A 12,636-nucleotide genomic window follows, 5' to 3' on the forward strand; every position below is an offset into this window, starting at 1 on the left:
TCCGTTCCCTACTTGTAGGGGGCGGGCGCTTTCGCTTTCGCGGTGCCCGTTTGACGCGCGCAGCACGGCATTTTGCCGTGCCTTAGACACCTCCTTCGTTCCTCAGTCGGCGATGCGGCACTACGCAAAACACCGTCCTGCGCGCTTTCGGGATGTGCCGCTGCGCTACAGCGCCCTCACTCTCCGGAACGGGACTTTGGGTGGGCTCGCTGACGGGTATGTGCCTCCGCGGCTGGGTTGTCCTTTACTGCCTCCGAGGCCGCCGCGGGTGGTTTTGGGTGGACTCTGTTGCCTTTCGGGGGTCCGGCGTAGTCTCGGACCGTTGAGCCGACTATTGGGAGGAAAACATGTCTGTTGCACGGATTACTACCCTGAGCGCGAACTCCAAGACCTCGTTTGATGCTGCCATCAAGGAGGGCATCGACCGGGCAAACAAGACCCTTCGCAATGTCACGGGGGCATGGGTGAAGGAACAAAAGGTCGAAATCAGCGACGGCGCCGTCGTTGCCTGGCACGTCGTGCTGGAAGTGACCTTTGTCCTTGAAGACTGAGCGAACGCTGGTGGGATGCGCGCCCGTGGGCCAGCCACCGCACTAGGATTGGGGCATGAGCGCGCATCACATCAAACGGCTGGTGATCATGCGGCACGCCAAGTCCGATTGGCCCGGCGGGGTTGCCGACCACGAAAGGCCGCTCGAAGAACGCGGCCACAAGGACGCCCCCGTCGCCGGAAAGTGGCTGCTCAAGCACGGCGTGGTCCCTGATTTCATCCTCTGCTCCAGCGCTTTGCGGACCCGCCAGACCTGCACGTGGGTGTGCCACGCCCTCGGGGACAAGGCGCCGACGCCCAAGCTCGAGGACGGCCTGTACGCCGCCTCCGCCTTGCGCATGCTGGCCGTCATCAACCACGTCCCGGACACCGTGACCACCCTCATGGTGATTTCACACATGCCCGGTGTGCAGGACCTTGCCATGCATCTGGCGTCGCGAGACTCCGACCACGATGCCTACATGGATGCCGCCACGCGCTATCCGACCAGCGGACTGACCATCCTGGAAACGGAAAAGTCCTGGGCGGAACTGGACGGCCAGGACGCCAAGCTGACCCACTTCAAGGTCCCCCGCGCCAAATAACCGCAGGTCCGCCCGGTGAGGGCTGCGGAATCCATAGCAACCGGCGCCGATCTGCGCTTTACTGATGCTGTTTAGTCATGTGGTTTTTCCAGTGGTTTTGGGGCATCTGTTGCAACCCGGAGAAAAGGTGATCAACGTGGATTCAGGGCAGCTCATAGGAATTATTGTCGGCATCGTCGTGGTGCTAGCGATCGTGGCGGTGGCGGTCATGGTCAGCCGCAAGCGCAAGGTGGCCGCGGACCGGAACCGCGCCGCCGAGATGCGTGAACAGGCCAAGGCCGACGAATTCGCTGCGCGGGAACGCGAGGCCAAGGCGGCCCGTGCCGAGGCCGACGCCCAAGAGGCCGACCTCGAGGCCGAGCGGCTGCGGCAGGAAGCCCGCAACCGCAAGGAGGAGGCCGAAAGCGTCCGCTCCGGCGCGCAGGAGCAACTGCGCAAAGCCGACGAAGTGGACCCTGACGTGGTCACCTCCGAACGCGAAGCCGAAAGCGCGCAAATGCCGACCCGTGGGGATTTGCGCGCCGAGCGGGCCACCGCCGAGCCAGCAGCGGGCACCCCCGTCCCCGGCCAGCAAGCGTCCGGCGAGCAAGCGTCGGCCGACCAGCGCAGCCGCGAGGACGTCACCCGGACCGACACCACCCCGGGCCCGGATGCGGCCCCCCGGGAAGACAGGCCGCGAAACCTCTGAGCCGAACCTCTGAGCCGAACCTCTGAGCCGAACCCCTGAGCTGCCTCCGGGCGGAAACTCCTGAGCTGAGCCGCTCCGCGGTCAGGGTGGCGGTGCGCGGAACTCAGCGGCGGGCGGAGGCCCGGGCCGGTGATTTGGGGGCAGGTGCCTTGGCCGGAGTCTTCGCCGCGGGCTTGACTGGCGCCTTCGCCGCGGGCTTGGCCGGCGACTTGGCCGCGGGCCGGGCAGCCGCCCGCGGAATCGCCGGACGGGCGGCGGTGCCTCTCGGCGTCGGACGCGGCGCGGAAGGCCGCGGGTTCGCGGACCTGGACCCCGCGCCTCGCGCGACGGGCGCCGGGCGGCGCCGCGGAGCCCGGCCCGGGGAACGCCGGCCGTGGCTCCTGCCGGGCAGGACAGTGCCGGCGAACAGCAACAGTAAGGTGACGGCTCCGGCGGCCGCGGCCAGATAGAAGTACAAATCCGGATGCTCGGAATCGACGCGCGTGGACAGGGCATCGGGATCGGGGTTGAAGGCCAGCCCCCACTGGCGCAGGAAGGCGACCCCGAACGCGATGAAGAGGATGCTGCCGACCCCGCTCGCGGCCAAAGTCTTGTGCCGGCGCCTGACCACCACCTCCGCCACGCAGGCCACATAGGCCGTGGCGGCAGCCCCGACGAACCACACCAGCACCCACTCGTGCAGGGTGATTCCGGTCAGGACCAGAAGTGCCAGGGCAGTGAGGAACGCTCCGATGGCGACTTTCCCACTGGTACCCATGTGACGCATGTGAACAATCATGCCTGAGTGGGCGGCTGCTTCACGACGTAGCCGCGCATGGAGGCCATGATTGCGGCCACACTTTGCTCCCTGGTCCGCTCCGGGTTGTACGTCTGGCGGTCCAGGCCCACCACGAAGCAGGCCCCAAAGATTGCCGTTTCCAGGCTGCCCCGGGATACGCCGGAATCCACGGGATAGACGGCGGCGACGCTGTCGATGGCAGAGCCGATCACCGCGAGCAGGCGCCCGCGGAGCTCGGCGAAGGTGTCCTGCCATTCGCTGGGGGTGCGCCAGTTTTCGCTGACCCAAAGCCGGGCGAACGACGGGTACTCGGCCATGAAGTCCATGGCCTGGCCGATCACCTCCTCCATGGCGGCGAGGGGATCGGCGGAGTCGTCGCGGACACTCAAGAGCCGTGCCAGGAGGATGTCCACGCCGTGGCGCAGCAGCTGGGCGATCAGGTCCGACTTGCTGCCAAAGTTGTAATACACGGTGCCCTTGGACACCCCGGCCGCCGTGGCGATCTCGTCCACTGTCACGCCCGCCGCGCCGCGCTCGCCGATCAGTTCCATGGACGCCTCGAACAGTTTCTGTTTTGTGGCGTTCGTGCGGGCAGGGCGGAGCTTCTTCCCGGCGTCCCCGGAACCTGTCAGGCTGCCGCCGCTGGGGCTGGTGGTCATACGGCGATCTCCGGTTTCAGCGTCTTGAGCGTCCAGAATTTGTTCTTTCGGACGGCAACGGTCGACATTGCCAGTCCCAGCAAAGTGTAGCCAACCAGACCCAGCATGGTGGGCAGGATCAGTGCCAGGTCAGCACCGTAAATCAGGTGCCGCATGCCGCTGACCACGTAGCCCATCGGCAGGATCTGGTGGACCACGTGCAGCGGTTCGGGCGTGGTCTGCCACGGGAAAGTGCCGCCGGAGGACACCAGCTGCAACACCAGCAGGATGAGCACCACGAGCTTGCCGGGCGAGCCCAAAAGCGCCACCACGCCCTGGATGATTGCGCTGAACGCCATCGCAGCCGCCAGCATGAGGAACCACATGAGCACCGGGTGGGCGGGGTCCAGTCCGAGCCCCACGTCCACCACCAGGGTCAGCAGGCTTGCCTGCACGGCGGAGACCGCGAGGAAGGGGAGCCACCCGCCTGCGGCAATCTTCCAGGCCGGTGCATTGGAGGCCAGCGCCCGCTGGGTGACCGGGCGCATCGCCTGCACCAGCATGAAGATGCCGATCCACAGGGCCAGTGTCAGGAAGAACGGTGCCAGCCCGGCGCCGTAGGACCCGGCCTTGGCCTGCGAGACATTGCTGACGGCCACCGGATCGGCCATGACCTTGGAGAGGCTGTTCTTCTGGGCATCGTCGGGGTTGGGGACCTTGCCGGCGCCCTTGGCGAGTTCCGCGGCGAGTGTTCCCGCGCCGTCGGAGGCGGTCGCCGCACCGCTCTCCAGCTGCGCCGCGCCGTCGTCGAGTTTCTGCGCACCCTGCACGAGCCTGCCCGCACCGTCGACGGCGTTCTGCTGGCCGGCGGCGAGGGCCGCAGAACCGTCGGCGAGCTGGTCCGCCCCGGCGGAGGCCTTGGCGACGGCGTCGCTGAGGGCGGGCGCGGCGCCCGCCAGCTGAGCCGCGCCGGCGCTGACGGCGGCGGAACCGTCGGCCAGCTTCTGGACCTGCGCCGCGGCGGCCTGCAGCTTGGCGCCGGAGGCAGCCGCCGCAGCTGAAGCTGCGGAAGCCGCGGGCGGCGCGGGCGGCGCGGGGGTGGCGTCGACGTCGGCCACTACCTTGTCGGCCTGCTCCTGGGTGAGGACGCCGGCGGCGACCAGGCGGGAGGTGGAGGCCACCACCCTGCTGCGCTGGGCCTGCGCGGCGGCTTGCTGCGCGGACTCTTGCGCGGCGGCAAGCTGCCCGGGGATGGCCTGCACTGTGTTGTTAAACGCGGTGTTGAGCGCGGCGTTGCCGGCCGCCACCTGCGCGGCGCCGTCGGCCAGCCGCTGTGCGTCGGCGGGCAGGGCCGCAGTCTTGTCCTTGAGTTGGGTGAGGCCGCTGCTGAGCTGGCCGGCCCCGGCGCTGAGCGAAGCGGCGCCGTCGCGGAGCTTGAGCTCGCCGTTGTAGAGCTCGGTGGCACCGGTTTTGAGCTCGCCGGTGCCCTGGTGCAGTGTCACGGTGCCCTCGTGGAGCCGGGCGACGCCGTCGGCGAGCTGGCCCGCGCCGTCGGAGGCCTTGAGCATCTGCGTGTGGATGGTGCCGAATCCGGTGAGGAGCTGGTTGGCGGTCTCCTCGCCCACCTCCTTGGCGACCGTGGTGTGCACCGCGGTGGTCAGCTTGTCCACGATGGTGCTCAGGAGATAGTTGTTGGCATCGTTGGTGGTGACGTTGAGCATGGCCTGGTTGGCGGCGTCGAAGCTGCCGGGGGAGACCAGGTTCGCGGAGAAGTCCTGCGGGATTTTCAGGGCGAACGCGTACGTTCCGTTACTGACGCCCTGGTCCGCTTCCTCGGTGCTGGCGACCGTCTTCCAGTTGAAGACGTGGCCATCCACCAGGGACTCGGCGACCTTCCGGCCGGCCTCCAGCCGCGTGCCGTCGGCGGCCGTGGCACCGGAGTCCTGGACCACCAGGGCGGCATCGATCTGGTTCAGCTTGCCGTACGGATCCCAGTTGGCGTAGAGGTACACGGCGCCGTAAAGCAGCGGGACCAGGGCCAGGGCCAGGATGGTCAGCTTGGGCAGCAGCCCGCCGGTCATTCGTTTGAGCTCGGAGCGGGCCAGCCGCAGCACAGTCACTTTGCGTCCTCGGTTTCGGGGGAGAGGGGTTCTGTTCGGAGGGTTTCGGATGCGAGCTTTTCGTGCGCGAGCTTTTGGTGCTCGAGTGCATTGCCGATCATGGCGGCGGGCCCGGACCAGCGCTCCGGGATCCGGGTGACGGTGGCGACGACGGCGAGCGGCCGCCCGGCGTCGTGCGCCAGTTCCTGCAGCCGCGGCAGCCAGTCGGCAGTGTCGCCGCTGTGCCGATCGGGGGAGTCGACCACGAGGAGGCCGGTGTCCGGATTGGCGAGGGCAAGCGCCGTGAGCAGCTCGATCCGCCGGCCCGCCGGCAGCTGCTCGGTCCACAGCGAGGCGATGTCTTCGAACCCGTTGAGCCTGAGCCAGGGTGTGCTGCGCGCGGCGCCCCGGTGGCGGCGCGGCACCAGGGCCAGGTCCTCGGTGACGAGGTCGCGGACGCTCAGGTGCTGTTCGGGCTCGTTGACGCCGGGGGAGTCGACCACGCTGCTTGCCTGCCGGAGGTCCTTGATCCGGGCACTTCCGTCCCAGCCCACGGTTCCGGCGGACGGCTTCATGCGCCCGCTCAGGGCCAGGGCCAGGGCGGTGCGCTGGTCCTGGCGGACACCTTCGACGAGCAGGAGGCCACCGCGTGCGGCCTCCAGCGAGGTGGGCGGCAGCAGGTCATCCCGCCGGCCGGTCACGGAGAGCTGGTGTACGCAGAGCAAAGCGGGCCTTTCGCAGAAACGATGTCCACTCAAGGCTAACTAAACTGACCAGTCAGTTCAAATAGAATGCGGGCGGTGTGATGAAGGAGACGTGCCGCCGCCTGCGGCCGCAGCCTCAGCCGGTGCCGCGGGGCCGCGGCGCCGGCGGCTCATCCCCGGCCGGTCAGAGGCCGTACTCCTCCAGCAGGCGGAGCCAGACCTCGCTGATGGTCGGATAGGAGGGCACGGCGTGCCACAGCCGGTCCAGCGGCACTTCCCCCACCACCGCAATGGTGGCTGCGTGCAGGAGTTCAGCCACATCCGGGCCGGCCGAACGTGGCGCCCAGCAGCACCTTGCGGTCCTCGTCGATGACAAGCTGCGCCCACCCCCCGTAGTGTTCGGCGTGCAGGGAGGAGCCGGCCACCTGGATGGGGAGTTCCACGGCGGAGGCCCGGAAGCCGTCCTTCTCCGCCTGCGCCATGGTCCGGCCGACGTTCGCCAGTTCCGGATCGGTAAACACCACGTTCGGCACCGCGTGCTCATAGGCCGTCTGGGCAAAGCGGCTCCACGGTGCCGGCTCGCCGCTGAGTTCCCCCTTGGCCCGGGCGGCAATGGCGTCTCCGGTGGCCCGCGCCCCGTACTTGCCCTGGTGCGTCAGCATCGCCCGTCCGGCGGCGTCGCCCGCAGCATAGAGCCACGGGGAACCGGACACATCGTTCCCGGTGGCGTGGTGGACTAGTCCGGTGGAATCGGTGGTGAGCCGCAGGGTCCCGCCCTCCGGTGCCGTGAGGCCGACGCTGTCCAGGCCGAGCCCCTCAAGGGCGGGGTGCCGGCCCGTGGAGACAAGCAGCTTGTCCGCCGTGATAGTCGCGCCGGGGGCCGCGCCGGCAGCGGGGCCGGCGCCCGGGCCGTCCTTGGGGCTGCCGTCGAGCACGACGGTGAGGGAGCCGTCGTCGTTCTCATGCACACTCCGCGTACCCGTGTGCAGGCGGAGGTCGACGCCATCGGCGCGCAGGCCGGCAGCGACCAGGTCTGCGGCCTGCTTCGGGAAAACGCCCAGGAGCCCGCCGCGGGCCACGAGAGTCACGGACGAGCCAAGGCGGGCATAGGCCTGGGCGAGTTCGACGCCGGCAACGCCGCCGCCGAGGACCGCAAGCCGCGCGGGGACCGCGCGTGCCGAGGTCGCCTCCCTGGTGGTCCAGTACTCGACGTCGTGAAGCCCCTCGACCGGCGGCTGGTTGGGGGCGGAGCCTGTGGCGACCACCACGGCGTGCCGGGCCGTGAGCGCGTAGCCGTTGCCGTCCAGCCCGGCCACCTCGACCTGCCGCGGAGCGGTGATCCAGCCGTGGCCGCGGATCAGTTCGATGCCTGTGTCCTCCACCCACTTGACCTGGCTGTCGTCCTGCCAGTTCGAGGTGAAGTAGTCCCGCCGCTTGAGCACGGCTGCCGGATCCAGGGTGCGGGTGACTGCTTCCTGGGCGCCGGGGACCGTTTGCGCGCCATGCAGCGCAGTGCCCGGCCGCAGGAGCGCCTTTGACGGCATGCAGGCCCAGTAGGAGCACTCGCCGCCGACCAGCTCCGCCTCGATGAGCACTGCTGTCAGGCCGCCGCGGACCACGCGGTCCGCCACATTCTCGCCCACAGCCCCGGCGCCGATCACAATGACATCGAATTCCCGCTCAATCTGTGCCGTCATGGCACCAGCCTACGCCGGGGCCATGGCCGGATCCGGGGGAGCGCCGGGCTCCGGCGGTGCGGGGTTCCGGCGTAATGTGCCGGGCCGAACCCTTTGCAGGACGGGGTACGGTCGATACTGTTGGGACCATATTTGGGGGAGGAGGCGGCCATGGCCGCACGCAACATGACAACAGGCCCGGCCATACCGCTGGCGAGGTTCAGCGCCCAGGCCCGGCTCCGGGCGCTCCAGTCGGACATCCTGGACCTGATCCTGGAACGCGACCTGGTTCCCGGCGACCCGTTGCCGACCGAGAACGAACTTACGGCGGCACTCGGCGTCGGCCGCAACACCCTGCGCGAGTCCTTGAAGGCGCTCCAGGCGCTGGGTGTCATTGAGATCCGCCACGGGTTCGGCATGTTCGTGGCGCCGAGCAATTTCGAGGCCCTGACCGACGGGCTCACCTTCCGGGCCCGGCTGTCGCTGCGCCATCAGGGCGAGGAAGCCCTGCAGCTCGTGGAGGTCCGGCAAGCACTTGAATCGGGCCTGGTCGGCGCCGCCATGGACCGGATCAGCGCCGAACAGCTGGCCGCCGTGGAGGAGTCCGTGAACCGGATGGAAGCCCTGGCTGCCGCGGGGGAGCCCTTCATAGAGGCCGACGCGGAGTTCCACCGCAGGCTTTTCGAGCCGTTGAACAACGACCTGCTGATCAGCCTGATGGACGTCTTCTGGAAGGTCTACCGCCGGATCCACCTCGAACTCGGCGGACCGTACGCCGTCGACCTGCAGGCAACGGCCGCAGTGCACCGGGGGATCTATGAGGCTGTCGCAACGGCGGACAAGGCCCTCGCCTCCGAGCGGCTCAGCACGCATTTCGACGACATCCGCAACATCATCGTCCGGACCACGTCCTGATCCCTGCTGCTGGGCCGCTCCGGCCCAGCAACCGGCGGAGCCTAACCCGGTGCCGTGGCGCCTAAGGCACCCGGTGGTTAAAGCAAAAGATCCGCCCCGGCGAACCGGGGCGGATCTTTATCTGTGCGCCCAAAGGGATTCGAACCCCTGACCTTCTGTTCCGTAGACAGACGCTCTATCCAGCTGAGCTATGGGCGCATTCTCGGCTCTTGGAGAACTTCTCGCTCCCCGAACCTCGAATTACTTTACGCGAGGCCGGGCCCAGTTACAAATCGAAGCGGGTGTAATTTAGCCGACTAGACCGGTCTACGTGACCTTAGTCACAAAAAGGAGGGATGGTGGCCGGCCAGTTCCTTGAATTTCCGCGGTTTTTGATTTATTCCGCCCTGGTCATCCCATGTCCGGGCCCGGAATGGGCCCCCTGCCGAGCCCTAGCATTTAGGACACACCACTGAACCCGAGGAAGGGAACCGTAATGGGAGATCTGGCGCGACTGCCGTTGCTTGAAAAGGCACCCACCACACATGCCGGTCTGCTGGCATGGGTAGAAGAGGTGGCTGAACTGACACAGCCGGACCGGATCTACTGGGTTGATGGGTCGGAAGCGGAGAACACGCGGCTCACCGACGAGCTCGTTGCCGCCGGCACCCTGACCCGGCTGAACGAGGAACTCTTCCCCAAGTCCTTCGCGGCGTTCTCCGACCCCGCCGACGTGGCCCGCGTCGAAGAGCAGACCTTCATCTGCTCCGAGAAGGAACACGACGCCGGCTTCACCAACAACTGGATGGCCCCGGCGCAGATGAAGGAAAAGCTGCGCGGCCTGTTTTCCGGTTGCATGCGCGGCCGCACCATGTACGTGATCCCCTTCGTGATGGGCCACCTGGACGCCGAGGACCCGAAGTTCGGCGTCGAGATCACGGACAGTGCCTACGTCGTCGCCTCCATGCGCATCATGGCCACCATCGGCACCAAGGTCCTGGACAAGATCACCGCGACCAACGCGTTCTTTGTCCCCGCACTGCACTCCCTGGGCGCCCCGCTGGCCCCCGGCCAGGCCGATGTCCCGTGGCCCTGCAACCCGGACAAGTGGATTGTCCACTTCCCGGAGGAGCGCTCCATCTGGTCCTTCGGCTCCGGCTACGGCGGCAACGCCCTGCTCGGCAAGAAGTGCTACGCCCTGCGCATCGCCTCGGTGATGGCACGCGACGAAGGCTGGCTGGCCGAGCACATGCTCATCCTCAAGCTGACCTCGCCGGAGCAGAAGAACTACTACATCTCCGCCGCCTTCCCGTCGGCCTGCGGCAAGACCAACCTCGCCCTGCTGGATCCGACCATTGAGGGCTGGAAGGTCGAAACCCTCGGCGACGACATCACCTGGATGCGGTTCGGCAAGGAAGGCGAGCTCCGCGCCGTCAACCCCGAGGCCGGCCTGTTCGGCGTGGCGCCGGGCACCGGCTGGGGCACCAACCCCAACGCGATGCGCGCCATCGCCAAGGGCCACAGCATCTTCACCAATGTCGCCCTGACGGACGACGGCGGCGTGTGGTGGGAGGGCATGACCGACGAGGTGCCCGCGCACCTGACCGACTGGCAGGGTAACTCCTGGACCCCGGATTCGGACACGCCCGCCGCCCACCCGAACTCCCGCTTCTGCACGCCGATCGACCAGATCGACATGCTGGCCGAGGAGTACTACAACCCGGACGGCGTGGAGCTTTCCGCGATCCTGTTCGGCGGCCGCCGCAAGACCACCATCCCGCTGGTCACCGAGGCGCGCAGCTGGTCCAACGGCATCTTCATGGGCTCCACCCTGTCCTCGGAGACCACTGCCGCGGCAGCGGGTGCCGTCGGCGTTGTCCGCCGTGATCCGATGGCCATGCTGCCCTTCATCGGCTACGACGCAGGCGATTACCTGAACCACTGGGTGAACCTGTCCGCGAAGGCCAACCCGGAGCGGTTGCCCAAGATCTTCCTGGTCAACTGGTTCCGCCGCAATTCCGAGGGCGGCTTCGCCTGGCCCGGATTCGGCGACAACGCCCGGGTCCTGAAGTGGGCCATCGAACGCCTCGAGGGCAAGGCCGACGCCGTGGAGACCCCCATCGGGTTCGTCCCCACCGCTGACGCGATCGACCTCAAGGGCCTGGACATGACCCCGGCCCAGGTTGAAGAGGCCGTCCGTGTCGACCCCGCGGAGTGGACCACCGAGCTGGCCTCGATCGAGGAGTGGTTCGCCAACTTCGGCAGCTCGCTGCCCGAGGCACTGCGCGCCGAACTCGCAGGACTCAAGGAGCGCATGGCCGCCGAGCAGTAGCAGCCGGTCCAACAGCACCTATAACAGCGCCCTAACGACGGCGGCCCCTCATCTTCCCGGAAGATGCGGGGCCGCCGTTTTCGTTGCCGTCCGTGACGCCGGGACTTAGGTCCCTAGGCCGCGTCCGGCCAGATCCCTAGGCTTGTCCGCATTCCATCAGCCGGGCCGGCCGCCGGTTGGAGCGTGCGCTGGGGGCATTCCGGGCGGGTGCGGCCGCGCCCCCGACCTGCTCGCGGTCAGCGAGATTTCAGGAGTTCCTCATGCTTGTCAATGACGACATCGATGCTTTGTCCAGGGCTGTCAGCGGTCCGGTCGCGTTGCCGGACAGCCCCGCATTCGCGGAGGAGACGTTCGCCTTCAACGTCGCGACGGTGCACCGGCCCGACGTCGTTCTGGGTGCCGCAGATGTCCGGGACGTCGCGGCCGCGGTGAAATGGGCGGCGGAGCGCCGGCTTCCCGTGTCCGTCCAGTCCACCGGGCACGGCGCCGAATCGGCGATCGATGGCGGCCTGCTCATCAACACGCGCCGGCTGCAGGACCTGCAGATCGATCCGGGTGAACGCACCGCACGCGTCGGCGCGGGGGTGAAGTGGCGCACTGTCCTGGAGGCCAGCGTGCCGCACGGGCTCCTCGGATTGCATGGCTCCAGCACCGACGTCGGCGTCGTCGGCTACACGCTCGGCGGCGGGCTGCCCGTGCTCGGCCGCGCCCACGGCTTCGCGGCGGACCACGTCCGCAGCATGGAAATTGTCACCGCCGACGGCGCGCTGCGGCGGATCGACGCCGACGCCGAGGCCGAGCTGTTTGCACTGATGCGCGGCGGCAAGGGCAACCTCGGGATCGTGACCGCCCTTGAGTTCAGCCTCTTTCCGTTCAGTGACTTCTACGGCGGCGGCATCATTTATCCCGGAGCGGATGCGGCCACCGTCCTGGCTGCCTTCCGTCACTGGCTGCCCACGCTGCCTGAAGATGCCTCACCCTCGGTCTCCCTGCTGCGGCTTCCGGACATGGACTTCGTTCCCGAGCCGCTGCGCAACCAGTTCGTCGTGCACCTGCGCTTTGCCTTCCTGGGGAACCGCGAGGCCGGCGACGCGCTGCTTGCCCCGATGCGGGCGGTCTCGACCCCGCTGATGGACACGGCCGGGCCCATGAGCTACCTCGACGTCGACCAGATCCACATGGACCCGGCGGACCCGCTGCCCTTCATGGACGGCGGTGCGCTCCTGAAGGATTTCGGCGAAGAGACTGTGGCTGACCTGCTCGAGCTCACCGGGGAAGGCTCGGACTGCCCGCTGCTGCTGGTGGAGGTCCGGCCGCTCGGCGGCGCGCTGGCCCGGACTGCTGCCGTGCCGGATGCGTTGCCGGATGCGGTGTCGGGGCGGGACGCGGCTTTCCTGCTCTTCCTCGTCGGGTTCAACATCCCGCCCCTTGCCGAGGCCGTATCGGCCTCCATCGGCGGGATTCTGGCCGCGATGGCTCCCCACTCCACCGGCTATACCCTGGTCAACTTCCATGGCGCACCGGGCGACGAGGCCGACCGGGCCCGGGCCTGGTCCCCTGCGGTCTATGAGCGGATGCGGTCCGCGAAGTCCACGTACGACCCCGGGAACCTCCTGCGCTTCGGCCACGCGATCACCGGGGCGCCCGCCGCGGGGTGACGCGCCCTGCGACGGCTGCGCGGGCACCGCTTGAC

The 12,636-nt window shown here is 68.3% G+C and carries 10 protein-coding genes, 1 tRNA gene and 1 pseudogene; 6 read left to right on the plus strand and 6 right to left on the minus strand.

Translation table 11 applies throughout. The annotated features are described in order from the left end of the window. Window positions 1-347 precede the first annotated feature (347 nt). The 3 genes from ABH915_RS03930 to ABH915_RS03940 all read left to right on the plus strand — a co-directional run bounded on the left by ABH915_RS03930 (window position 348) and on the right by ABH915_RS03940 (window position 1,822). Entirely contained in the window at window positions 348-551 is a 204-nt protein-coding gene (locus tag ABH915_RS03930) for a dodecin family protein (RefSeq protein ID WP_018774263.1), read from the plus strand. A 55-nt stretch (window positions 552-606) separates the two neighbouring features. Further along, entirely contained in the window at window positions 607-1,134 is a 528-nt protein-coding gene (locus tag ABH915_RS03935; RefSeq protein WP_018774262.1) for a histidine phosphatase family protein, read from the plus strand. 136 nt (window positions 1,135-1,270) lie between these two features. Continuing rightward, window positions 1,271-1,822 (plus strand): hypothetical protein, encoded by a 552-nt coding sequence (locus ABH915_RS03940; RefSeq protein WP_370118019.1) that lies wholly within the window; start codon window positions 1,271-1,273, stop codon window positions 1,820-1,822. A gap of 103 nt (window positions 1,823-1,925) precedes the next feature. Here ABH915_RS03940 and ABH915_RS03945 read toward each other — a convergent pair whose 3' ends face one another. From ABH915_RS03945 to ABH915_RS03965, 5 genes and pseudogenes are all read right to left on the minus strand, one after another. Further along, window positions 1,926-2,579, minus strand: coding sequence for a hypothetical protein (locus ABH915_RS03945; RefSeq protein ID WP_370118022.1), 654 nt, complete (start codon window positions 2,577-2,579; stop codon window positions 1,926-1,928). Window positions 2,580-2,596: 17 nt separating this feature from the next. Continuing rightward, window positions 2,597-3,259, minus strand: a complete 663-nt coding sequence (locus ABH915_RS03950) for a TetR/AcrR family transcriptional regulator (protein ID WP_370118025.1) — start codon at window positions 3,257-3,259, stop codon at window positions 2,597-2,599. Next, a complete protein-coding gene (locus ABH915_RS03955; protein ID WP_370118028.1) occupies window positions 3,256-5,358 on the minus strand; it encodes a YhgE/Pip family protein in 2,103 nt (700 codons plus the stop codon). The genes ABH915_RS03950 and ABH915_RS03955 overlap by 4 nt, the downstream gene beginning before the upstream one ends. Continuing rightward, complete coding sequence (locus ABH915_RS03960; protein ID WP_370118031.1) at window positions 5,355-6,062, minus strand: ABC transporter ATP-binding protein; 708 nt, start codon at window positions 6,060-6,062, stop codon at window positions 5,355-5,357. Before ABH915_RS03960 ends, ABH915_RS03955 begins: the two co-directional genes overlap by 4 nt. A 163-nt stretch (window positions 6,063-6,225) precedes the next feature. Then, window positions 6,226-7,738 (minus strand): annotated as a pseudogene (locus tag ABH915_RS03965) (NAD(P)/FAD-dependent oxidoreductase). Between the two features lie 165 nt (window positions 7,739-7,903). Between ABH915_RS03965 and ABH915_RS03970 the strand changes: the two are divergent. Beyond that, window positions 7,904-8,632, plus strand: coding sequence for a FadR/GntR family transcriptional regulator (locus ABH915_RS03970; RefSeq protein ID WP_370124927.1), 729 nt, complete (start codon window positions 7,904-7,906; stop codon window positions 8,630-8,632). Window positions 8,633-8,756: 124 nt separating this feature from the next. On the opposite strand, the gene ABH915_RS03975 is transcribed toward ABH915_RS03970, so the two are convergent. After that, window positions 8,757-8,830 (minus strand) — tRNA-Arg (locus tag ABH915_RS03975). 277 nt (window positions 8,831-9,107) lie between these two features. Between ABH915_RS03975 and ABH915_RS03980 the strand changes: the two genes are divergently transcribed. Both ABH915_RS03980 and ABH915_RS03985 read left to right on the plus strand, forming a co-directional pair. After that, window positions 9,108-10,943: a phosphoenolpyruvate carboxykinase (GTP) gene (locus ABH915_RS03980; protein ID WP_370118034.1), complete on the plus strand. Its 1,836-nt coding sequence runs from the start codon at window positions 9,108-9,110 to the stop codon at window positions 10,941-10,943. A 260-nt stretch (window positions 10,944-11,203) separates the two neighbouring features. Then, the gene (locus ABH915_RS03985; RefSeq protein WP_370118037.1) at window positions 11,204-12,601 is read left to right on the plus strand and encodes an FAD-binding oxidoreductase; all 1,398 of its coding nucleotides are present in this window, start codon (window positions 11,204-11,206) and stop codon (window positions 12,599-12,601) included. Window positions 12,602-12,636 lie beyond the last annotated feature (35 nt).

It is taken from the genome of Arthrobacter sp. MW3 TE3886, assembly GCF_041262145.1.
Classification (GTDB): Bacteria; Actinomycetota; Actinomycetes; order Actinomycetales; family Micrococcaceae; genus Arthrobacter.